Raw genomic sequence first — 23,432 nt, 5'->3', positions numbered from 1 at the left:
TATTTTATCATATCAGGAAAAATATCATGTCGGGTCTATTGTTTGTCGTTTCTGCTGCCTCAGGAACAGGCAAAACATCTTTGGTAAAAGCCCTACTCGATCGCGTCAGCAACCTTCATGTCTCAGTATCGCATACGACTCGCAATCAACGCCCAGGTGAACTAGACGGCGTTCATTATCATTTTACCAATAAAGAATCCTTCTTGTCTCAAGTCGAGGAAGGCGGTTTTATCGAGTATGCAGAAGTCTTTGGTAACTATTACGGCACATCGCAAGCTAAGGTAAAAGAGCAACTTCAACAAGGTCATGATGTTTTACTTGAAATCGATTGGCAAGGTGCTGAACAGGTTCGTCGACTATTTCCAGAATCAAAACAAATATTTATCCTACCACCAACACAGTACGATCTAAGACAACGTCTTTCAAACCGTGGTACTGACTCAGTTGAAGTAATTGAACACCGCCTCAGTTGTGCTGTTGAAGATATGCGTCATTTCGCAAGCTTTGACTATGTGATTATCAATGATGACTTTAATAAAGCCGTACATGATTTAGAAGCAATTATCACTGCAAATCGTCTAGAAACATTGCAGCAAAGTAGCCGACATCAGCAATTAATTGAAAACCTGATTACACTCAATCGCGAATGACTTGAGTCTTTGACAAAAGCCTTTTATACTATTTAGTCTTTCAGATGTATTGTTCAAACGAGACAACTTATGGCACGTGTAACCGTTGAAGATTGTTTAGACCATGTCGATAACCGCTTTGAGTTAGTACTGGTAGCGAGTAAACGTGCACGCCAAATAGCACGTCAAGGCATGGAACCTACTGTAGAATGGGACAATGACAAACCAACAGTTGTCGCTTTACGTGAGATTGCAGTGGGTCATGTCACCAAAGAAATTTTGAAACAACGCGACCAAGATTATCAAACTTCAAATCTAGATATGGTGTTATCTACAAATTCATTAAATTTAGAAGGCTTTTCTTTCTAAGTCGAATTTGCTATACATCGAAGCCCATTGTGAAGACACTGGGCTTTTTTGTTTGTTGATCTTATTGTGAAATTTTCTCCATATTGAGAAAAGCAATATACTTCATTGAAAAAATTTACGAGTTTTTATAATGAACAAATTGACAAGTTTAGCAATATGCTTTTCATTAGAAGATAAGCAAAGTATCAACAAAGATTATCCTTACTGAATCCAAGTTATTAAAGGTGTTTTCTATGCCAGGCGAAGAGGTCAGCCAAGCCAAGCAACAGCTAAAAGTAATTATTGATGCCTATCTGAAAGATAGTGACGTCCAGCGTGTGCTTGCTGCCTGTGATTTTGCCGACTTAGCGCATAGCGGTATTACCCGTAAAAGTGGTGAACCATATGTCTTACACCCGATTGCTGTCAGTTGCATATTGGCCCATATGCGTCTCGATGCAGATACGCTCATGGCAGCACTATTACATGATGTCATCGAAGATACTGATTTTAGCAAAGATGAAATTGGCGAAAAATTCGGACTGGTCGTTGCCGAGCTAGTCGATGGCGTAACCAAACTCAGCCATTCCAGCGATAAGGAATACAATAAAGCGGCCTCCTTCCGGAAAATTCTGCAAGCGACTTTACAAGACCCACGTGTCATTATTATTAAACTTGCCGATCGTTATCATAATATGACCACTCTAGGCGCACTTCGTCCAGACAAACGTGCACGAATCGCCCAAGAAACGCTAGATATTTTTGTACCAATGGCGCGTCTGGTTGGTATGAATGAAATGGCAGACAACTTAGAACATCTATGTTACCAAAATCTCGATTTGGATATGTTCAATGATGTACAAGCTGCTCTTTTAGAAACCAAGCCAAAACGTTGTGAATATCAGGCCATTTGGGAGCAGAAACTATCAGACCTCTTAGAAAATCATAAAATTAAAGGTCGAATTAAAAAGAAAAATAATAATATCGAGTTGCTGCGCCATTTTGTAAAAAATGAAATTGATTTAAATGAACTTAGCCACAGTCATGCCTTCGAGATTATTCTGCAAAGCATCGCGGACTGTGATCGTCTTGTGACTGCATTAAAAGATAATTTCCAAGTCTTACAATACAAAGACTATATTCGTCGCCCGTTGCCAGGTGGCAATCAATCATTAATGATCAAATTAAAAGGGGAAAAAACCACCCTTTCTCTCACCATTCAAACTGAGCTTATGCGCAAAGCCGCTCGTTTTGGTGTCGTACTGGGTGAAAATGCGCCTCAAGCATGTCGATCTGCCATCCAAGCATCCATGCAAAACCTGAATACTTTAATCGATAGTGACTGTGCGAAAACCACTTTTAGCGATTTATTGGATTATTTACACCAAGAGAAAATTTGGGTGTATACCCCACACGGGCAATTGCATGAACTTCCTCAAGGCGCAACTGTTGTTGATTTTGCTTACTCAGCTAGTTTATTTCTAGGTAACCACGCTGTTGGTGCCAAAGTTGATGGAGAAATTCGTCCTCTCTCAACGCCATTGAATAGCGGTCAAGTAGTAGAAATCATTACTGATGTACTCGCCACACCTAATCCAGACTGGCTCAGCTTTATCAATACGCAAAAAGCACGACGTGCTTTGCAAAATATACTCAGAGAACAGGATATTGATGAGCAACGCCTTGTTGGACAACAAGCCTTGAATCGAGCATTGAAACTCTTTCACCGCTCTATTAACGACCTCTCGCAACAAGACTGGATTAATGTCTTAGAGTGGCGACATCTCACTGACAAAGACACTTTATTTGAACAGATTGCTGTTGGAGACTTATTACCTCAATTGGTTGCAAACCATCTCTTTGCTCAAGATCATCAACCTCATCCACAAGACAGTTCCGATCGTTTGATTGTTGGTACTGAAGGGGTTGATGTTAAATATGCACATTGCTGCAATCCTGTTTTGGGTGACCCAATTCAAGGACATTTATCTCGTCGCGGATTAATCGTCCACCGCGCACGTTGCCGCAACCTCTTGCATGAGCAACATTTACATCCAGAAAACATCATGCCTTTACATTGGCAATCTGAAGAAATCGAAGATGTTCGCTTTAGCGCCTATCTTTGCATTCACATGGCAATGAATGATGAGCAAATCTCTGACTTGATTTATCAATGTCGTAAGGCCAAAACAGGGGTTGAAATGGTGCATTCACAAGAGCAAAAGACGTATGTGAATATCGTGGTCAATAATCGAAAACAATTAGCCCAAATTATTCGAGATTTGCGTATGCATCTTGGCTTCCCTCGAATTGAGCGTTTAAATATGCCTGTAGCACAGCCAGAAATGGCAAAAATAGGTTAAAACCAATCGCAACGACTACTCAGTATTCAATTGCTCCCATACTAGATTTTTGTGTTAAAGTCGCTGTGCTTAAGATAGGAAAATGACATAGGAGAGCTTAATGTCACGTCAAGTTATTCATACTGAACACGCGCCTGCAGCGATTGGAACATATTCTCAAGCAATTCTTGTTGGCAATACGCTCTATCTTTCAGGTCAAATCGGCTTAGACCCATATAGTATGGAACTTGTAGACGGTATAGAAGCTCAAATTCGCCGCGTTTTTGATAACCTTAAAGCAGTATGTACCGCAGCGGGTGGCAGCTTAGCTGATATCGCTAAATTGAACATCTTCCTTACTGATTTATCTCACTTTCAACTCGTCAATCAGATCATGGGTGAATACTTTGCCCAACCTTATCCAGCACGCGCTGCACTCGGTGTTGCTAGCCTACCAAAGGGTGCATTGGTTGAAATGGATGGAATTGTGATTATTCCATAATATTTAACTCATACTTTTCAGTCAGATATATAATTATAAAAATAATCGGTCTTAAATATTTAGCTCTAAATGATGAATCAATCTTGCGCGGAAATCCGAGTTTAACTCGGATTTCCGCTCATGTTTAACTTTTTTATCCAAATTCCCAATAACCAAGACAAACCGTTTAGAATGAAATTCATTGACAAACGATAACAATTATCAATAATATCAATTATCGCATTTGTATTTGTGGATACAACTCCCATGTATGTTTGTTTATGTCGCGGAATCACCGATCAGGATATTAAAGATGCTGTTGCGAACGGCACCGAAAGCTATCGTGAAATCCGTGAACAACTCGGCTTAGGCACTTGCTGCGGACGTTGCGCTCCAGAAGCCAAAGCCATTATCAGTGAAGAACTTGCAGAAATTGCTGCACGGATTTCCGTGGCTGCATAATTTTGAATTAAATCCGTAGTGTTTACGACTCCACCGCTTTTTGTAGAACTTTAACCACTCTTCATCCAAGCGGTTTTTTTATGACAAATCACATCCCTATAAAAATTTAATCCTGCAAACAATAAGGCACGATACTCATTCATCATGATTGTGATTTTCATTTGCCGTTCTATAAATTACTCGCCAGATTCTTATTTGTTGATTAAGATAATATAAATTGCCGAAAAGGCATTTTGTTGGTGTTTATGGAGCAAGTGCAATGAAAGGCAATCGTGAAGTGATTAATCAGCTGAATCAGGTGCTTTATCACCATCTGACTGCAATCAATCAATATTTTTTACACTCTCGTATGTTTAATGATTGGGGTATTGAGCAACTCGGTAGCGCTGAATACAAAGAATCGATTCGCCAAATGAAACATGCAGACAAAATTATTGAACGTGTTTTATTTCTAGAAGGTCTACCTAACCTACAACATCTCGGAAAACTATACATCGGACAACATACTGAAGAAGTGTTGAATTGTGATATTCGTAAAGTCAAAGAAAATATCGCAACACTCAAACAAGCCGTTGAATTGTCTGAAGCTGAACAAGATTACGTGACCCGTGATCTGGTCCAAGAAATCTTAGAGAAAGAAGAAGAATATTGGGATTGGCTCGATACACAGCTCGATCTAATCGAAAATGTAGGCATTGAAAACTATATTCAAAGCCAAATTTAATGTTTAAAAAAGCCCTTTCAGGTTATCACTTGAAAGGGCTTTTTTATTAACTTTAGCTTTTAGGCTGACCCACCACCTGCTCAAAAGTAAATTGCTTTCGATATAAACGATTCCACACCGCAATATATTGTTTCGCTTCAGTTTCCTTACCGTTATACGCTAATAATTGCGCATATTTCTTAAGATTATACGGTGTAGCACGATTTTTCACGATTTTAGCCAACTGCTGTAACTCAGCATCAGACATTTTGGTATTCGGAGATAATCCTATCCAATTTAAACGCCACTTAAATTGCGTCAATAAGAAAATCTCTGAACTCCCTAGGATACTGACGGTAGGTTGCTTATTTGCAAACACTAAACGGCTATTCTCTTGATAAAGCTTATAATCTCGCCAAATGAGTAGCATGACCACAATTGCAATTACCCATACACAACGCACAATATTTTTATGAACTTCGATCCCTTTTAAATTCGGCGTTTGCGCCTGTATCAAGCCGAGCAAGAAGCCCATAGGCAACAAGAAATAGGCATAGCGCTGAGGAAACTCTAACATGGTATGAATCAGGATCGCCGAAACCATGAGCATCGCCACAATTGAAACGGTTTCTTTACTCTGTAAATTCAACCACAACAGCCATAATCCCACATATCCGATAATTAACAATCCGAGTGGAATACCATTCCAAACCAACACATCCAAAAGAATATTATGTGAGCTGTTAAACCAAACTTGTACTGTATTGAATTCAAGGCTTTCCACAACCGCAATACTGGTTTGGTTCCAACCATAGCCCCACCAAGGTTGTTCTGCGATCGCATGTAGGATTTGCATCCACATACCTAAACGTTCGTGCCCACGGCTAGCTCGATCAACAATAGAAGCCGTTTGTGTCACGCTTGAACTTAGCTGTTCACTACTGATCCACTGTGTTAACCACGGCAATAGATAACTCGAAAGCAATACAAATACAGCGCACCATAAAACAAGTTTCGGGAAGTTTAATCTTGGGCTATGACGGTATTGCTTATAAATCCAATAAATAAATGTAAAGATCAATACAATCCAAGAAGTTCTCGACTGTCCCAAACTGATCGCAAATAAGATCAATAAACTGGATGGGATCAACAACCATAATGCTGCTTTTTGTTTTTCATACAAATACAACGCACCAAATAACCCGACAATCAAGAAGGTTGCCATATTATTGGGTTGTCCAAAATTGGCAAAGGGACGACTCCCTCTCAATTGATTGATAAAGCTAAAATGCGATTCCAACTTTAACCATTGCAGAATTGCCATCAAACTCGTTAGTACTGCGGTTACTAGAACGAGATAGCTAAATCCTTGCATCAATTGTTCACGGCGGTTTGGGTGCTGTAGCGATAAGTTAAAGCCCTGCACGACCATCAACCAAAACGTAAATAAGTAGAACACACTTAATAATGCGATACTTAAATCACCAATTAAACCGAAACCCCACTGAATGAGTGGAATCGACATCATCGGCAGCATCCACAGTTGTGCTCTAGGGATTTTTATATTTTGGTTGAATGCCAAAGTAAAAAGTGCAATTGCAGCTGCAAATCCAGCGAGATCACTGGAGAAAGTCACCCATGGATAGGTATGGAATGGCGAAAGCCATGCAAAGCCAAGCAAAATGCTGGCGAGGATAAAACATAAAGCTTGCATAGGATGTAGAAAAATAAGGCTTCGCTGTAGTATATAACGAAGCCTTTTGTTGATCTCAATTTGGTGTCAAAAACTACAATTTTATGTGCAAACTGATTACAGTTAATTAAACCAGTAATACCATTTGCTAGAACTATTTGAAAAATAAATACTTTTATTCCCAAGGCCGCAAATCTACAATCTTTACAACTTCACCTTTTTCTTTATTAATCAATACCGTCATATCGACTGCTGTTGCTTTAAGTGGAACAAATGCATCGGCTTGAGGATATTTGGCTAAAACCTTGTGTACAGACTGCTGATCATTAAATTGCTTAAGCAATTCCAATTTTTGTGCACGTTGTTGAATCTGGTTTTTTACTTTATCTAATGGGACATAACGTTCAGGCTTTTGAGCCAGTGAAATTCCACCTAATACCTCAGCAAACATATCATCACTGCGGATTTTTTTATCTGTGGCAAATTCAACACCGACAAATTGAGGTTTCAACCAAGAAGGCTGCTGATATTGAGGTAAAGCCTTTTCAATATCCTGATCAAGAATTTCATTATTACGTACCACTTGAAAATTATCTACATAATAAGCAAGCCATGCTGGACGACCTTGCGCAATGCTATATACACCATAGCCTAATGCGCTAATTTGAATAAGAATAATAATTCCTAAATCCATTTTTAGAGTCTTTTTTCCTTCTTTATAAATTAGTAGTCCTAATAAGGGTCCAATAATCACATCAATGGCTAACATCATTAAAAAGATATGCGTCACCCCGACAGCTTTTGCTAATGGGGATGGATACCAGATAAAGAAAACCAACCCGACCACAATTAAAGCAAGCAAGAAAGAAATTGCTAAATGGCTAAGAAAAAATTTAAGGCGTTTAGACATTTTAATACTCAAACATATTATCTTTTGCTGACTATCTCAGAGAACTTCGATTCAATTTCAGATTTTGCAATCCTATATAGAGTAGCCTCTAACTCAATGTTATTTTGAGTTTTAAAATCTCCAACTGTTTCAGAATGCGCATAATAAAACTCTAACAATTCCCCATTAAACTTTATAGCAACCACTAAATCTGTATATTCAAATGAATCAGCTTCTGAAATCGTTTTAATTTCAAAATTTAGCTCCTGATGCTTATAGAACTCGTTTCGCATCATTTTCTCCTTATTTTGAAAATCTAATTATAAAAAAAGACTGGCGAACCAGTCTTTTTAAGTACTAATCTAAGATTAGTAAGTACCCTTACAAGAACCAGGAAGATACTTAGCAGGCATTGGATTTGTTTCACCAGGGCCACACATCCAACCTTGAACAGTCGTACCTCCAGCTGTTGCTGGATCAATAATATTATCGGCTCCAGTTGCAGCTGACATAGGCGTTAAATCAATAGTATCTTTTTCATCAGCTGTCACTTCGCCTTTCAATGTATCAGCATTGCCTTGAACAGTAATGATACCAGTTGCAGCAACACCACTCTTCCCTGCTGCCCAACCTTCTTCAGGAGTACCTATAACATATTTTGTTGCTTCAATTTTACAAGAGTCTAATAACACATTTCCAGTTTCTAGATCTTCAATAGGTGAATTTTGGATAGTATCCGTTACACTTGAACGGCACGATGATGCAGCTAAGACAACTTCAGATACTTTTGCACGAATTGTATAATCTTGATACGCTGGAAGTGCAACCGCAGCCAAAATACCGATAATCGCGACCACGATCATTAATTCAATAAGAGTAAAACCCTTTTGCATTGTGTTCATAACATTCTCCAATGTATAAATTTTTTATAAGCTTTATTCAGCTACTTGTATTCAGCACGTTTTATGCCAGCTCCTAGCTTAGCCAATTTTAACTCAAAAAAACAGTGACTTAAACCATTATTAGTACTGATCAGAATTAATGCAATTCAGACATTTTATGAAAAAAAATGACAATTAATGTCATATTTACCCCTTTATCACGACAATAAAATGCAACTGATTTTGATGATTTTCGAATTGTTTTAAAATTAAGCGCAACAGGTCACAGAAAAAAAATTGTAACCGTCACGACCATTCATCGTTAAAATTTAATTGTTCGTCTCTCGAATGGATATTCATAAGATCAATTTAAAATAATCGGCTCATTCGGCAATTCATTGGTTTGTTCAGGGATCGGTTGATCATAATATTGCGCTAGCACTTGACCAATTTTTTCAACGCCCACCAACACGCCCTGCTGATACTGTTTATTTTTTAATTTTTCAATGATCAAAGCACAAATCTGTTGCCAAGTTTCCACATCCGTTGCATTTTTTAAGCCACGATCAATCACAATTTCAACTTTTCGCTCGCATAAATTTAGATACAACAACACCCCACTATTCAGTTCTGTATCCCACACCCCAAGTTCAGCAAAAAGTTGCTGAGCCCGTAAACGCGTATCTTGATAATAGGCTTGAGAACAGGGAATATGCCCCTCAATGACGACTTGGATTTCGCCAACGTGTCCCTGCTCGGCTTGTTGTACACCTTTGGCAATCTCAACACGGTCCTGTTGATTAAAATAACGATGTGTCGCAGAGATATACAAAAAGTGTTTAAACCAACGTTTTAAACTAGGTGTGACACACTCATCCAACTTCGGTTGAGTAATAATCTGTGTTGTGTCTGTTTTCGTTACCATGAGCCTGAAGCACCTCCTCCACCAAAACTACCGCCACCGCCACGGTAGCCTCCACCACCAAAACCGCCACCTCTGCCGCCGCCACGTCCGCCACCAGAGAGAAAAGCCTGAAAAATGAGTTGTGCCAAAGAGGTGATTAATAAAAAGAATACACCGATGCCCAAAATTAAACTCATCACAACACCAGCGCCATTGACCAACCCTGCAACAGCAGCAGCTACACCAGCAGTTGATGCACTCAGACGCTTTCCAACCACAAATGATCCAATCACACCAGCAACCAGAATAAACAGCGCCATCGACATGGTGTTCTCTTTGGCTTGTTGTTGCTGTAATGCTCGTTCATGGCGTTCTTTTAGTTCTTGTGCAGACTGTTGTGCAATTTCAGGATCAAGATTCACAATACGGGTAATTTCATCCAATCCAGCAGATATACCTTGTGCGTACTGCCCTTGTTTAAATGCAGGGGTGATTTGATTGCGAATAATTCGACTCAATACCACATCAGGCAACACGCCTTCTAAACCATAACCCGTGAGGATTTGAATGTTCCGATCATTAATCGCAATGGCGATGAGCAAGCCATTGTCTCGTTTCGCTGATCCAAGCTGCCATTGCTCCCCTGCTCTCAATGCAAAATCAAAAATCGCCTCTTGCCCTGTAGTTGGCACAATAATCACACCAATCTGAGCCTTACCTTGTTGGTATAGATTCAGAATCTTTTGATCTAATTGCTGTATTTCAGCAGGACTCAGAATCTTCGCCTGATCTATCACAGGTTGATTGAGTGTTGGCAGCCCTCGAATCGACTCTCCATCTGCCATATCGTTGGCAACTTCGATAGATGTTTGAGTATTTTGATTGCTAGTGGTCGAAGTCGAAGGTTGGGCTCTTTGTTGCTCTTGAATAATTTTGCCTGCAATCAACACATCGCTTTGATCTGTTGCAGTCGCTTGCTCTGCCCATACCTTATGCTGAAAACAGATTGTAATCAAAAGAAGCATACAAACGACGACCAATCGCTGTTTGTATGTTTGCTTCAATGTTTTCAGCATAAAATACTCCCAAATATTCAAAGTTAATTAAATGAAACCGTAGGAGCTTGTTGAGCAGATTGTTCCGCCTTGAAGTTTTCTTTGGTTTTCATGCCAATCACTTTAGCAGTCATGACTTGTGGGAATTGGCGTGAATAAGCATTGTAATCTTGAACACTTGTAATATATCGATTACGAGCAACTGCAATACGGTTTTCTGTACCTTCAAGTTGCGCTTGTAAATCTCGGAAATTTTCATTGGCTTTAAGATCAGGATAATTCTCTGAAACTGCAATCAGGCGGGATAGTGCGCCAGTCAATTGACTTTGTGCTTGCTGGTAACGCTCAAATAATACAGGATCTTCTAGAACTTCTTTATCCACTTTTAAGCCCGCAACGTTAGAGCGTGCCTGTGTGACTTCAGTCAAGACTTGCTCTTCATGTTTGGCATAGCCTTTCACAACATTTACCAGGTTAGGTACAAGATCAGCCCGTCGTTGGTACTGGTTTTGCACTTCTGACCATGCAGCCGTCACCGCCTCATCTTTAACTTGCAATGTGTTATAGCCACAACCCGTGAATAGCAATGTACTTGCCAAAATTGTTGCAAGTGCAGTTTGTTTCATCAGTTTCATACCTATTTATCCTCAAGTTTTTCTTTATATTTTTAACAATAATTTATTGTAATGTGATTTTTAAAGCGCTGTGTAAAGTTTATTAAATTTGGTTATTCAATATTTAAATAAAAAAGGCATCACTTCCATGTTTGAAGTAATGCCCCACTAAACACAATTTGCGTCGACTTGGATTAACTATAAATTTTAGAAGCAGTCTCTTGTTGAAAACTAATCATGCCATATTCATCAGCCATACGTGCTTTCCAATAATTGACTAACTTCGTATAGTCATGTTTGGCAGGGTGGAAATCCGCTTGATAATACGACAAGTATTCAGGAATCAGTTGAATTAACATTTTTACAAGTAAATAAGTACCAAATAAATTACCGCCGACTTTAGGCAAACTTTTCCATTTATCCTGCCATATTAAACGCGTCGTTCCATAAAAAACCAAACTCGCAAAACCTGTGGTGACACTGCGCATCAACAAACGACGAATACGATCATCCCCATATACTTCTTGGTAGACATCAAAGGCCACAGACCGATGCTCGATTTCTTCAATCGCGTGCCATACCCAAAGTTTCATTGCGTCATCGTCCAAGGTACTCAGAATCTCTGGATGTCTGAGGATATATCCCCCTAACATCGCAGTAAAATGTTCAAAAGCACAGGTTAAAGCCAATTGTAATTTCGGATGAATATTACGAAGTGCATCATCTCGTTTTGCCAGCCACGCTTGGAAACGATCTAAATTATAGTCATCGCGTCGCCATGCATCATTGAATTCAGTGTGTGCCTTGGAATGCATCGCTTCTTGACCAATAAAAGCAGCAATCTGTGCTTGTAATTGAGGATCTTTGACTTTATCTCTCACATTGCGAACACTATTGACAAAGTATTGCTCCCCAATCGGAAAAGTAGAAGAAAGTGCCGTTAACAGATGAGACATCAGTGGAGAATTCGCAAAATAATGCCGCTTAATTTTTTGTGGATTAAATTGCAAACGTCGCACCGTAATTCCCAAGGCTTTAGGACGGTTTAAATAACTTTTTTCTTGATTTACATTTGCAAGTGCCATATCGTGTGCCTGCGCAATTTTTATACCGAGTTTGAGTATTACGCTGGGAAAACTCGATGCACAGGGCAAAAAAGCTTATAAAATTTGCCAAAACTACCAAACGGACCAGATGAAATAACAAAGCCTGCATTTCGCAGGCTTTGTTTAGAATAGGTTTCAGCGTTAAGTGTTTAGACACCAAGATAATCTAAAATACCTTCAGCAGCTTGACGACCTTCCCAGATTGCGGTTACCACAAGATCTGAACCACGCACCATATCTCCACCCGCAAAAATCTTTGGGTTAGAGGTTTGGAATTTAAATTCTTGCTGTTCAGCAGCGACCACACGACCTGAACCATCAAGACTAACTTTTGCATCCGCAAACCAATCAGCTGGACTTGGGCGGAAACCAAATGCAAGCAAGACTGCATCAGCTGGCAAAACTTCTTCAGAGCCTGGAATAGGTTCAGGACTACGGCGACCACGACTATCAGGCTCACCCAATTGGGTTGTTACTACTTTAACGCCAGTTACTTTCCCATTCTCGCCAACAATTTCAATTGGCTGGCGATTGAATAAGAATTTCACACCCTCTTCATAGGCATTCTTCACTTCACGCGCAGAACCCGGCATGTTACTTTCGTCACGACGGTAAGCACAGGTGACTTCTTGTGCGCCTTGACGCAACGAAGTACGGTTACAGTCCATTGCGGTATCACCACCACCAAGCACAATCACCTTTTTACCATCAACACTAATATATTCGCTTGGATCTTTTTCCCAACCTTGGCAGCGATTCACGTTTGCAATCAAGAAATCCAATGCGTCATAAACACCATCAAGGTCTTCACCTGAGAAGCCACCCTTCATGTAGGTATAAGTCCCCATACCCATGAACACTGCATCGTATTCAGCAAGTAATTGTTCGATTGTAACGTCTACGCCGATTTCAGTATTTAAACGGAATTCGATGCCCATCCCCGTGAAGATTTCACGACGACGCTTCATCACATCTTTTTCCATTTTAAATTCAGGAATACCAAATGTAAGCAAGCCACCGATCTCAGGGCGTTTATCAAACACCACTGGCTTGACACCACCGCGCGCAAGAATGTCAGCACAACCTAAACCCGCAGGACCTGCACCGATAATGGCAACTTTTTTATTGGTCCATTTTACGCCAGACATATCTGGACGCCAGCCTAAAGCAAAGGCAGTGTCATTGATATATTTTTCCGCATTACCAATCGTTACTGCACCAAAACCATCATTTAAGGTACAAGCACCTTCACACAAACGATCTTGTGGACAAACACGACCACAAACTTCTGGCAAGGTATTGGTTTGGTGGCACAGCTCGGCTGCTTGGAAAATTTGACCTTCTGCAATCAGCTTTAACCAGTTAGGAATATAGTTATGTACAGGACATTTCCATTCGCAATACGGGTTACCACAACCTAAACAACGATGCGTCTGATTCGCAGCCACTTCAGCAGTAAAAGGTTTATAAATTTCCACAAATTCTGCTTTGCGGACAGTAATATCTTTTTTCTCTGGATCTTGGCGTGGTACGTCCAGAAATTGAAAGTCATTATTGAGGCGTTCTGCCATGTCTCTCTCCGTGGGTAGGCGCAGCGGTTTTCTTCACCTCTGCACCTGCCTATGTCTTTGCAGTCGTGGAATTATTGTGGATCAGCTTGGGTTGTTTTCAAAAGCGTTTGCAAATTAGCAGCTTTTGGTTTTACAAGCCAGAACTTACGACTATAGAAGTCGAACTCATTACGGATTTTGTAAGCCCAAGCACTGCCTGTTTCTTGGATATGCTCATCAAGAATACGTAATAGATATTCTTTATGATCTTCCATCGCTTCTGTCGAGATACGGTTGAGGTCAATCAACTCATGGTTGTAGTAATCAACAAAGTCATTGTCGAGGTCAAGCACATAAGCAAAACCACCCGTCATACCTGCACCGAAGTTGTGACCAACCTTACCTAATACAGTCACCACACCACCCGTCATATATTCACAACAGTGGTCTCCTGCACCTTCAATTACCGCAAATGCCCCTGAGTTACGAACGGCAAAACGCTCACCTGCGGTACCCGCTGCAAACAACTTACCGCCTGTTGCACCATATAAACAGGTGTTACCAATGATCGCAGTATTTTGTGTTTGGAATGGTGAACCTTTGGGTGGGAAGATCGATACACGACCACCCGCCATGCCTTTACCAACATAGTCGTTAGCATCACCTTCAAGTTTGATATGCAAGCCACCTGCATTCCACACACCAAGTGATTGACCGGCAGTACCAACCAAATTCATCACAACAGGGCTGTTTTCCATACCCAAGTTGCCATAACGACGTGCAATCTCACCCGAGATACGCGCACCGATTGAACGATCACAGTTACCTACAGTAAAGTTAAATGAGCCGCCTGTTCCCGCTTCAATCGCTGGTAGCATTTCTTCAACCATACGTTCAGCCAAGACACCTTTGTCGAATGGTTCATTGCCTTGAACTTGACAATATTGTGCCTTGCCTTCCGCTGAAGGATGAGAGGTTAATAATGCACTTAGGTCTAAGTGTGCATGTTTTTCAGTTTCACCCGGTAATACTTCAAGTAAATCAACACGACCAATCAAGTCTTTTAGTGATGAAACGCCTAATGCAGCCAACCATTCACGTGTTTCTTCTGCAATAAACTTGAAGAAGTTAATCAACATTTGTGGCTCGCCAATATAATGCTCTTGGCGTAAATGGTCTTGTTGGGTTGCCACACCAGTTGCACAGTTATTTAAATGACAAATACGTAAGTATTTACAACCTAATGCGATCATTGGTGTAGAACCAAAACCGAAACTTTCAGCACCTAAAATAGCGGCTTTAATCACATCCAAACCTGTTTTTAAACCACCATCAGTTTGAACACGAACCTTACCACGCAAGTCGTTTACACGAAGAGCCTGATGCGCTTCACTTAAACCCAACTCCCATGGTGAACCCGCATGGTGAATCGACGAAAGCGGTGAGGCTGCTGTACCACCGTCATAACCTGAAATGGTGATGAAGTCTGCATAAGCTTTTGCAACACCTGCAGCAATTGTTCCAACACCTGGCTCAGATACTAATTTCACTGAAACCATTGCTTGAGGATTGACTTGCTTCAAGTCAAAGATCAATTGCGACAAATCTTCAATCGAATAAATATCGTGGTGTGGAGGTGGAGAAATTAAGGTCACGCCCGGCACCGAGTAACGTAAACGCGCAATCAAGCCATTTACTTTACCACCCGGTAGCTGACCACCCTCACCTGGTTTCGCACCTTGCGCCACTTTGATCTGTAGAACTTCAGCAGAAGTTAAGTACGCTGGTGTTACACCAAAACGACCTGATGCGATCTGTTTAATTTTTGAGTTACGAATCGTGCCATAACGCGCAGGATCTTCACCGCCCTCACCTGAGTTTGAACGACCACCAATGGTATTCATTGCTATCGCAATTGCTTCATGCGCTTCTGGAGACAATGCACCTAATGACATACCTGCAGAGTCAAAGCGAGGTAAAATCTCTTCAATGGTTTCAACTTGATCAAGCGCAATTGAATTGGTGGTTTTTAACTTAAATAAGTCACGAATCGTTGCAACAGGGCGATTATTTACCAACTCTGCATATTCTTTAAAGTCTTGGTATTGACCTGAACGTACCGCTTTATGAAGCGAGTTAATCACATCAGGGTTGAACGCATGGTACTCTTTACCAAAAACAAATTTGAGCAAACCACCTTGATCAATCGGCTTACGATTCTGCCATGCAGTGGTCGCCAACTTCTTCTGGTCTTTCTCTAAGTCAGCAAAGGTTGCGCCTTGAATACGACTTGGCACACCAAGGAAACATTGGTCCACAACCTCTGAAGATAGACCAACTGCTTCAAATAACTGACCACCACGATAAGAGGCAACCGTCGAGATGCCCATTTTAGAGAGAACTTTTAATAAGCCTTTCTCAATCCCTTTACGGAAATTCGCTTGTGCGTGAATTGGATCACCCAATAACTCACCTTTAGCAACCAAATCATTGATTACGTCATAAGCCAAGTACGGATACACCGCTGTTGCACCAAAGCCAAGCAATACAGCGAATTGATGTGGGTCACGAGCAAAACCCGTTTCAACTAAAATATTTGCATCAGTACGCAAACCGGTTTTAATTAAATAATGGTGAACTGCACCTGTTGCCAATGCTGAATTTGCGGGTAAGAAACCTTCACGAATATTTTTATCCGTTAAAACAATCAAAGTCTTACCATCACGAATTGCTTGCGCGGCTTCTTCACAAATACGTGTAATTGCAGCTTGCAAACCCTCAGTCTCAGCGTAATTCAAATCAATATCAACTACGCCATAGCCTTCGCGCTCTTTTTCAACATCACGAAGCTGCTGCATTTTCGAATTAGACAATACAGGGCTTGAAATAATGATGCGATCCGCATGTTCTGGACCTTGTTCGAATACGTTTTGCTCACGACCTAAACAAGTTTCCAATGACATTACAATTGATTCACGTAATGGATCAATTGGTGGATTGGTGACTTGCGCAAATTGTTGACGGAAATAGTCAGACACATGGCGTACTTGTCGAGACAATACTGCCATTGGCGTATCATCACCCATCGAACCCACCGCCTCTTGACCACTTTCAGCAATCGGACGTAACAATTGATCACGCTCTTCAAATGTCACCATAAACATTTTTTGAGCTGCTTTTAATTGATCGCCTACTAAACCTTGATCAATCAATTGCTCTTCTAACTCAGGATTCGCTTTCAGGCGAATGGCATGATCACGCAACCATTCACGATACGGACGCATATTTTTAAGATGATTACTGACATCTTTAGTGTCCAGCACTTTACTAGTTAAAGTATCAACCACCAAGATTTGACCTGGACCAACGCGGCCTTTAGACACCACATCTTCTGGATGATAGTCCCATACGCCAATCTCAGAGGCCAACGTGATGTAATCATTCTTTGTGATCACCCAACGTGCAGGACGCAAACCATTACGGTCCAACATACAGATCGCATGACGACCATCTTGAATAACTAACCCAGCAGGACCATCCCACGCTTCCATATGCTTAGAGTTGAACTCATAGAAGGCACGTAAGTCCGCATCTAATGTTTCAACGTTTTGCCATGCTGGTGGAACAAGCATACGTAATGCACGGAATAGATCCATACCACCGCCCACAAGGATTTCAAGCATATTATCTAAGCTAGAAGAGTCCGAACCAGTACGGTTTACAATTGGATTTAACTCAGTTAAACCTGGCAATAATGGGTTTTCAAATTTTGGAGTACGCGCCAAAGCCCAATTACGGTTTGCAGTAATGGTATTAATCTCACCATTATGCGCAAGATAACGGAACGGCTGAGCCAACGGCCAACGCGGTAATGTGTTGGTTGAGAAACGCTGATGGAATACCACGATATGTGATTTTAAACGCTCATCCGCCAAGTCAGTATAAAAGTCAGCAATTGCCGCAGGCATCATCAGACCTTTATAGCTGATTACCGTTGTTGCCAAAGTCGTCACATAGAATAAAGGATCATTGTGCAACTGTTGTTCAGCACGACGGCGCGCTAAAAACAACTTACGGTTGAATTCAACCTCAGTTAAGCCCATTGGGCAATTTACAAGAATTTGTTCGAACACAGGCAATGATTGCAATGCAATCTCGCCTAATGCGTCATTATTTGTTGGCACAACACGCCACGTTGCAACTGTTAAACCTTCCGCTGCAATTTCCTTATTCAGAATATTCTTTGCATTTTGAGCAAGTGCTGGATCAATATTTAGAAATACAGTACCCGCAGCAAAAATTTCTGTCAGGTTGACCCCTAATTTTAGTGCTTCATCACGGAAAAATTGTTTAGGCATAGCCAGTAACAATCCGCACCCATCTCCTGTCTTACCATCTGCGGCAATACCACCACGGTGCGTCATGCAACTTAAACTGTGAATCGCGGTTTCAACTAAATGATGGCTTGATTCCCCTTTCATGTGGGCGATCAGACCAAAACCACAGTTATCCTTAAACTCATCAGGTTGATATAAACCTTGAGCGGGAGCTACAGTATTAGGCGATGGCATGTGCATAGCGTACCCTTCTTTTCAACATGGCTCTTTCGAGCAACAAACAATCAATTCATTTTCTGCGATATTGCCGATTAACTCATACAAAGTTCAATGCTTCGCGAAAACATTTTTCATGGCGAATTTGCAATATACGTCTTTCTCATCCAAGAATCAGCGTATTTACCATGTAATGTGTTTTCAGTTATTACACCTTAGCAAGGCTTTGTAAAGCAGAAAACTTTACATTTCACCAAATTAATGAGTCATTTAGCACCAAAAAGAACATTGAGCAGACAAATTAGCACCACAAAAAAGCAAAAAACATGCCAACAAGATATAAATTTACTAAATCATTAAAAAAATTAAAATAACTTTAATTTATAGTGATCTGAGACCAAGATTTACTGACCAAAAATGCACCACAAAAAAGCATAGCGCCACAATATTGCACTAATAAAGCACCATTTTAGTGCTCATTAATTAAAGGGGTCACTGATTTCGCGCTTAGAAGAATCTGAATTTTCTTTTATTTTCTCTGCGTTTGTCGGTGTATGGACAGCAGACTGATTTTGCTGGACATTCACGACATTGCCTTGTGCATCACGGCGAGTCACCGTTGTTCTCACGGTTGTCGATGCATCTGCTGATGAAGTTGCTTTATTGGCTGAAGTCGCACTTCGAGTGGTCCCAATTAATAGCGTTTCATCAACCTTTGGTAAAGCAGCGGGTTTTAATTGAATCGCATAGAGCTGATTGGTGGACAGCTTCATCTCATCTGCACCCAAATCATTCACTAAATCGACATAAGTTTCGAGCCGCTGTGCTTTCGGTTGGATTGATTCTGGTAGACTCAACTCTAATTGTGCAAATTGACGATTCGCTTCATCTGGATTGGCAAACAGACCATATACCAAAACATATTGTTCAACTTGATCTTGGCCACTTAAACGAAAATAGGTAAATTTTTTCCGATCTGAGCGATTTAATAAAAAGTTTTTAATAATTGCTTCGTTTGAACTACGAAAAATTTCCATCGTCCAACGACGCTGATTGTCTTTGACAAATTTCGTCCCACGAAATTCAGGAAGATGCTCGTTAGCAACCACCACACGCGCTTTTAAATCCAAAGGTCTTACACTATCTGATAAGGCACCCAAATGCGTCGTGGCAGCGACCTTTTCAGGTTGAATTTGCACAGAGGTTTCCGTTTTCGAAGGTTGCTCAACTTCAACCAAAGCATCACGATCTGTCACCGCCCAAAAAACCAATGCAGCAATTAAACAAGCGAGCGCTAAAACTAGCCAGCTATATTGTTGAATATTTTGCCAAATTGATCGTGACACAGCCATGCCTTCCTTCGTGATTTATGATGCAGATTGATTTGCAAGAATAGATTGTTTCATTAGCTCAATATCAAAGTCTTTAGTGATCACAGCTTGCCCTAACTTTTGGAGCAAAACTAAGCGCAATTGACCATTTAAAACTTTTTTATCATGTGCCATATAAGCAAGAAACTCATCTAATGGAATTTTTGGACATGATATCGGTAAATTAGCACGTTGAATGATTTTTTTTGTACGTTCTACATCTTCAACCGAGATCCACCCTAAACGCTGTGATAAATCTGCAGCCATAACCATACCCGTTGCAACAGCCTCTCCATGCAACCATACGCCATAACCTAAATAAGACTCTATCGCATGACCAAAAGTATGACCTAAATTCAATAATGCTCGCTCACCTTGTTCTTTTTCATCATTAGCAACAATACGTGCTTTATGGGCACATGAGCGATAAACCGCTTCTGCCAGTAAATTTGCATCACGAGCAACCAATGCATCCATATGTTGCTCTAACCATAACAAGAAGTCTTGATCACCTAATAGTGCATATTTAATGACTTCAGCCAAACCCGCTGATAGCTCGCGATCAGGCAGGGTATCTAGCTGGGCCATATCCGCAAGCACCACCTGCGGTTGCTGAAAAGCACCTAACATGTTTTTCCCTAAAGGATGATTAATCCCCGTTTTCCCCCCAACGCTCGAATCTACCTGAGATAAAAGCGTGGTCGGTACTTGTACAAAATTCACGCCACGCTGAAAACATGCCGATGCAAATCCAGCCATATCGCCAATTACACCACCACCCAAAGCCAGTACCGTGCAGTCACGATTAAAACCAGACTCTAATAAAGCATCAAAAATCAAGTTGAGATGTTGAATATCTTTGAATTGCTCACCATCAGGTAAGATGCACTGCGCAACCTGCTTATTCAGTTGAATGAGCGCATCTTTGTAGCTTTGCAAATATAAAGGAGCGACAGTGGTATTGGAAACGAGCATGACTTGTCGCCCATGTAAATATGGCTCAAGCAAAGTTTTAGGATCTAAATAACTTCCAATAAAAATCGGATAACGACGCTCACCTAACTCGACATATAATGTTTGCATAACTTAAACCAACGACAGATTTACTTAACTTGTTTAGATAAAATTACTTGAAGAATTCGCTGAGCAAGGTCACGTGCAGCACCTTGATTAGTTTCAATAATATGATGTGCGACCTCACGATACAAAGGATCACGTGTCTCCAATAAGTCACGTAACTTCTGTTCTGGGTTTTCGACTTGTAATAATGGACGATTTTTATCGCGATAGGTTCGCTGTAGTTGTAGCTCTACAGGAGTATATAGATAAACAACAATGCCTCGTTGTTTTAAAAGTTCTCGATTGGGTCGTTGGGTCACTGCCCCGCCACCTGTAGCCAAAACAAGTGAAGAGCGGGCAGTTAAATCATTCAACACATTTGTTTCACGCAAACGAAACCCCACTTCACCTTCTTTTTCAAAAATCCATGGAATCGTCGCCCCTGTTTTACGTTCAATTTCATGATCGCTATCCATGAAATCTCGCCCTAACAGTTCAGCTAAGTGTCGACCAACAGTTGTTTTTCCTGCCCCCATCGGCCCTACCAAATAGATATTTGGTAGGGATTCAAACGCTTTGCTTGGCAAAGGCGCCACCTATATTAATTGCAATTATTGAAAATATATTAATGATTTCTGGTCAAAGTGTCATTAACAATTCTCGGTGTCACAAAAATAAGCAGTTCACGTTTATTGTCTGTTTTCAGATCACGACGGAAAAGTCGTCCCACATACGGAAGATCACCTAAAAATGGCACTTTAATTTGTGAGCTGATATTTTCCTGCTCAAAAATACCACCAAGCACTACAGTTTCACCATTATCAACCAAAACATTGGTATCAATTGAATTCTTACTAATGGTTAATTGACCCGTTGGCGTTGGTGCGCCAGGTGCATCTTTTGCAATGTTAAGTTTCATCATGACTTTTCCATCGGGCGTAATGCTTGGAGTCACATCTAAGCTTAAAGTTGCATCAATGAACTCCGTTTTAGGTACCGCATTTGCGCCCCCACCCGTCGAAGATGCATAAGGAATTTTGGTTCCTGACTCGATCTTTGCAGGTTGCTTATCAGCAGTCATCACTTTAGGCGTTGAAATAACCTCACCAAAACCATCCGCCTGTACTGCAGAAAGTTCTAAATCCAACATAAAATCAGAGAGGCTAATTAAGCCAAAAGCAATACGACTTGCACCCGGAGTAACTGCACCCAAATCTACATTTAAATTATCAGGACGTTCGATTTCATATTTCCAACCACCAGTATCACTATCCTTTTTCGGCTCTCTCAAATTCCACAGCGTAGTGTCACTTCCACCGACTAATAAATCATTATTGCGGGTGACACCTTGAGATAAGATTCCCCACTTGACCCCCATCTCCCGAGTAAAGTCTGTGCTCGCCCGAACAATACGGGCTTCGATCATCACCTGTTTAACTGAAACATCTAACAGATCCACCATCTTACGGATCTTGTCAATATTTTGGGCAGTATCATTTACGATCAAAGTATTAGTACGCACATCTGCGACAGCACTACCTCGCGGACTCAATAAGCTTTCTAAAGCAAGTGAATCTGTGTTTGCTGTCCGATTGGACATACCAGCTTTACCATCACGAGAATCTTCGATCAGTTTTAAAATATCTGCTGCTTTTGCATAGCTCAGCTTGATATATTCAGATTGAATTGGTGCAAGCTTTACACTTTGAGCAATGGCTTTTGCCTCTTCTTCCTCAGCCTTAATCAACTCTGAAACTGGCGCGATCCATATCACATTACCATTACGACGCTTATCTAGATTTTTGGTCTTTAAGACGATATCCAAAGCCTGATCCCAAGGTACATCTTTTAGGCGTAAAGTAATATTCCCTTGTACCGTATCAGCAGCCACCATATTGATATTGGTAAAATCAGCAAGTAACTGCAGCACACGACGCACTTCAATATCTTGGAAATCTAAAGAAATCTTATTGCCAGTATAAGTTTGAGATTTTGCTTTTAATGGTGATTTTTCTTCAGGTCGCTTTAAACTAATCGTCAGTTTATTTTCAGCTTGATAAGCCATGTATTCATAACTACCCGCAGACTGAATGGTAATCACACCATTACCTTTATCATTATAGGCATCAATACTTGCTACAGGAGTCGCAAAATCATTGGTATTTAAACGACGTGCTAAATGGGTCGGAATTTTATTCCCCATCGTCCGCACAACGATTTTACTCCCTTGCTGCTGTACATCTACTGGCGTATTACTACCCAATAAATCAATCACAACTAGACCTTCACCTTGATTGCCACGTTGGAAACCAATATTTGAAACCCCTTGTTGTACTTGACGGGCAGTCGCAGATACAGGACTCGCAATAGCAGGACGCGCAGAATTAATTTTTAGAATAAAAGTATTACCTTCTACACGTGTGGTAAAAGCGCCTGCATCTTTCAAATTCACAATCACGCGAGAACGCTGGTCATCCGCAGCGACTTCTACTGAACTGGCTTCATTGGTTGCAACAGGTATAGAACTCTGCTTTAAGGTTTGTTTAGCTTTATCAAAATCCAAAATCAAACGAGAGGGTTGTTCAAGTTGATATGCCTGCGGCTGTGGTGGCAGACCATTAAACATGACACGAATTTCAGTCCCCTGATCAGCCAAACTCATTGGCACAATGTTGGTCATGTTCACTTGTGCTGATGCTACCTGCATCACTGCTATTGCGACAGCACCCATTGAAAATTGACGGAATGCACGATTCATGGTCTTCGCTTCCCCAAATAAAGAATCTTTAAACT

General features: G+C 40.8%; 20 protein-coding genes. 6 read left to right on the top strand and 14 right to left on the bottom strand.

Features of this window, described 5'->3' with window-relative positions; all coding sequences use genetic code 11:
- Positions 1 to 26: 26 nt before the first annotated feature.
- The 6 genes from gmk to bfr all read left to right on the top strand — a co-directional run bounded on the left by gmk (position 27) and on the right by bfr (position 4,986).
- On the top strand, positions 27 to 650 hold the full coding sequence (gene gmk / locus DK207_RS10020; protein WP_004641280.1) for a guanylate kinase: 624 nt from the start codon (positions 27 to 29) through the stop codon (positions 648 to 650).
- Between the two features lie 69 nt (positions 651 to 719).
- Entirely contained in the window at positions 720 to 998 is a 279-nt protein-coding gene (gene rpoZ / locus DK207_RS10015; RefSeq protein WP_004641282.1) for a DNA-directed RNA polymerase subunit omega, read from the top strand.
- A gap of 233 nt (positions 999 to 1,231) precedes the next feature.
- Positions 1,232 to 3,340, top strand: a complete 2,109-nt coding sequence (locus DK207_RS10010; RefSeq protein WP_109441027.1) for a RelA/SpoT family protein — start codon at positions 1,232 to 1,234, stop codon at positions 3,338 to 3,340.
- Between the two features lie 100 nt (positions 3,341 to 3,440).
- Complete coding sequence (locus DK207_RS10005; RefSeq protein WP_004641286.1) at positions 3,441 to 3,821, top strand: RidA family protein; 381 nt, start codon at positions 3,441 to 3,443, stop codon at positions 3,819 to 3,821.
- Between the two features lie 246 nt (positions 3,822 to 4,067).
- On the top strand, positions 4,068 to 4,262 hold the full coding sequence (locus DK207_RS10000; protein WP_004641287.1) for a bacterioferritin-associated ferredoxin: 195 nt from the start codon (positions 4,068 to 4,070) through the stop codon (positions 4,260 to 4,262).
- A 259-nt stretch (positions 4,263 to 4,521) separates the two neighbouring features.
- A complete protein-coding gene (gene bfr, locus DK207_RS09995; RefSeq protein WP_005087000.1) occupies positions 4,522 to 4,986 on the top strand; it encodes a heteropolymeric bacterioferritin subunit Bfr in 465 nt (154 codons plus the stop codon).
- A 52-nt stretch (positions 4,987 to 5,038) separates the two neighbouring features.
- On the opposite strand, the gene DK207_RS09990 is transcribed toward bfr, so the two are convergent.
- The 14 genes from DK207_RS09990 to pilQ all read right to left on the bottom strand — a co-directional run bounded on the left by DK207_RS09990 (position 5,039) and on the right by pilQ (position 23,397).
- A complete protein-coding gene (locus DK207_RS09990; protein ID WP_109441026.1) occupies positions 5,039 to 6,679 on the bottom strand; it encodes a PglL family O-oligosaccharyltransferase in 1,641 nt (546 codons plus the stop codon).
- A gap of 154 nt (positions 6,680 to 6,833) precedes the next feature.
- Positions 6,834 to 7,568, bottom strand: coding sequence for a TfpX/TfpZ family type IV pilin accessory protein (gene tfpZ, locus DK207_RS09985; protein ID WP_109441025.1), 735 nt, complete (start codon positions 7,566 to 7,568; stop codon positions 6,834 to 6,836).
- A gap of 17 nt (positions 7,569 to 7,585) precedes the next feature.
- On the bottom strand, positions 7,586 to 7,843 hold the full coding sequence (locus DK207_RS09980; RefSeq protein WP_228247940.1) for a hypothetical protein: 258 nt from the start codon (positions 7,841 to 7,843) through the stop codon (positions 7,586 to 7,588).
- Between the two features lie 72 nt (positions 7,844 to 7,915).
- Positions 7,916 to 8,449 (bottom strand): pilin, encoded by a 534-nt coding sequence (locus DK207_RS09975; RefSeq protein ID WP_109441024.1) that lies wholly within the window; start codon positions 8,447 to 8,449, stop codon positions 7,916 to 7,918.
- A gap of 343 nt (positions 8,450 to 8,792) precedes the next feature.
- A complete protein-coding gene (locus DK207_RS09970; protein WP_109441023.1) occupies positions 8,793 to 9,353 on the bottom strand; it encodes a TPM domain-containing protein in 561 nt (186 codons plus the stop codon).
- Positions 9,347 to 10,408 carry a TPM domain-containing protein gene (locus tag DK207_RS09965; protein ID WP_109441022.1) on the bottom strand — a complete coding sequence of 354 codons (1,062 nt, stop codon included), beginning with the start codon at positions 10,406 to 10,408 and terminating at the stop codon, positions 9,347 to 9,349. The genes DK207_RS09970 and DK207_RS09965 overlap by 7 nt, the downstream gene beginning before the upstream one ends.
- 23 nt (positions 10,409 to 10,431) lie before the next feature.
- On the bottom strand, positions 10,432 to 11,022 hold the full coding sequence (locus DK207_RS09960; RefSeq protein ID WP_004641306.1) for a LemA family protein: 591 nt from the start codon (positions 11,020 to 11,022) through the stop codon (positions 10,432 to 10,434).
- Between the two features lie 173 nt (positions 11,023 to 11,195).
- Positions 11,196 to 12,086, bottom strand: coding sequence for a metal-dependent hydrolase (locus DK207_RS09955; RefSeq protein WP_109441021.1), 891 nt, complete (start codon positions 12,084 to 12,086; stop codon positions 11,196 to 11,198).
- Between the two features lie 170 nt (positions 12,087 to 12,256).
- On the bottom strand, positions 12,257 to 13,678 hold the full coding sequence (locus tag DK207_RS09950; protein WP_109441020.1) for an FAD-dependent oxidoreductase: 1,422 nt from the start codon (positions 13,676 to 13,678) through the stop codon (positions 12,257 to 12,259).
- A gap of 71 nt (positions 13,679 to 13,749) precedes the next feature.
- Positions 13,750 to 18,228, bottom strand: coding sequence for a glutamate synthase large subunit (gene gltB, locus DK207_RS09945; protein ID WP_171055753.1), 4,479 nt, complete (start codon positions 18,226 to 18,228; stop codon positions 13,750 to 13,752).
- A 461-nt stretch (positions 18,229 to 18,689) separates the two neighbouring features.
- Positions 18,690 to 19,562, bottom strand: coding sequence for a hypothetical protein (locus DK207_RS09940; protein WP_005088508.1), 873 nt, complete (start codon positions 19,560 to 19,562; stop codon positions 18,690 to 18,692).
- Positions 19,563 to 19,577: 15 nt separating this feature from the next.
- Entirely contained in the window at positions 19,578 to 20,663 is a 1,086-nt protein-coding gene (gene aroB / locus DK207_RS09935) for a 3-dehydroquinate synthase (RefSeq protein ID WP_109441019.1), read from the bottom strand.
- A 20-nt stretch (positions 20,664 to 20,683) separates the two neighbouring features.
- Entirely contained in the window at positions 20,684 to 21,226 is a 543-nt protein-coding gene (gene aroK / locus DK207_RS09930) for a shikimate kinase AroK (RefSeq protein ID WP_005087029.1), read from the bottom strand.
- A gap of 38 nt (positions 21,227 to 21,264) precedes the next feature.
- A complete protein-coding gene (pilQ, locus tag DK207_RS09925; protein WP_167365854.1) occupies positions 21,265 to 23,397 on the bottom strand; it encodes a type IV pilus secretin PilQ family protein in 2,133 nt (710 codons plus the stop codon).
- Between the last annotated feature and the right edge of the window lie 35 nt (positions 23,398 to 23,432).

It is taken from the genome of Acinetobacter haemolyticus, assembly GCF_900406815.1.
Classification (GTDB): domain Bacteria; phylum Pseudomonadota; class Gammaproteobacteria; order Pseudomonadales; family Moraxellaceae; genus Acinetobacter; species Acinetobacter haemolyticus_A.
This window is presented reverse-complemented; position numbering and strand designations above follow the sequence as displayed.

Coding starts and splice junctions, on each gene's coding strand:
- DK207_RS09980 (WP_228247940.1), bottom strand. CDS start 7,843: ATGATGCGAAACGAGTTCTATAAGCATCAGGAGCTAAATTTTGAAATT.
- DK207_RS09970 (WP_109441023.1), bottom strand. CDS start 9,353: ATGGTAACGAAAACAGACACAACACAGATTATTACTCAACCGAAGTTG.
- rpoZ (WP_004641282.1), top strand. CDS start 720: ATGGCACGTGTAACCGTTGAAGATTGTTTAGACCATGTCGATAACCGC.
- DK207_RS09955 (WP_109441021.1), bottom strand. CDS start 12,086: ATGGCACTTGCAAATGTAAATCAAGAAAAAAGTTATTTAAACCGTCCT.
- DK207_RS09990 (WP_109441026.1), bottom strand. CDS start 6,679: ATGCAAGCTTTATGTTTTATCCTCGCCAGCATTTTGCTTGGCTTTGCA.
- DK207_RS09960 (WP_004641306.1), bottom strand. CDS start 11,022: ATGAAACTGATGAAACAAACTGCACTTGCAACAATTTTGGCAAGTACA.
- DK207_RS09950 (WP_109441020.1), bottom strand. CDS start 13,678: ATGGCAGAACGCCTCAATAATGACTTTCAATTTCTGGACGTACCACGC.
- aroB (WP_109441019.1), bottom strand. CDS start 20,663: ATGCAAACATTATATGTCGAGTTAGGTGAGCGTCGTTATCCGATTTTT.
- pilQ (WP_167365854.1), bottom strand. CDS start 23,397: ATGAATCGTGCATTCCGTCAATTTTCAATGGGTGCTGTCGCAATAGCA.
- DK207_RS10010 (WP_109441027.1), top strand. CDS start 1,232: ATGCCAGGCGAAGAGGTCAGCCAAGCCAAGCAACAGCTAAAAGTAATT.
- gltB (WP_171055753.1), bottom strand. CDS start 18,228: ATGCCATCGCCTAATACTGTAGCTCCCGCTCAAGGTTTATATCAACCT.
- DK207_RS10000 (WP_004641287.1), top strand. CDS start 4,068: ATGTATGTTTGTTTATGTCGCGGAATCACCGATCAGGATATTAAAGAT.
- DK207_RS09965 (WP_109441022.1), bottom strand. CDS start 10,408: ATGCTGAAAACATTGAAGCAAACATACAAACAGCGATTGGTCGTCGTT.
- tfpZ (WP_109441025.1), bottom strand. CDS start 7,568: ATGTCTAAACGCCTTAAATTTTTTCTTAGCCATTTAGCAATTTCTTTC.
- DK207_RS09975 (WP_109441024.1), bottom strand. CDS start 8,449: ATGAACACAATGCAAAAGGGTTTTACTCTTATTGAATTAATGATCGTG.
- DK207_RS09940 (WP_005088508.1), bottom strand. CDS start 19,562: ATGGCTGTGTCACGATCAATTTGGCAAAATATTCAACAATATAGCTGG.
- bfr (WP_005087000.1), top strand. CDS start 4,522: ATGAAAGGCAATCGTGAAGTGATTAATCAGCTGAATCAGGTGCTTTAT.
- gmk (WP_004641280.1), top strand. CDS start 27: ATGTCGGGTCTATTGTTTGTCGTTTCTGCTGCCTCAGGAACAGGCAAA.
- DK207_RS10005 (WP_004641286.1), top strand. CDS start 3,441: ATGTCACGTCAAGTTATTCATACTGAACACGCGCCTGCAGCGATTGGA.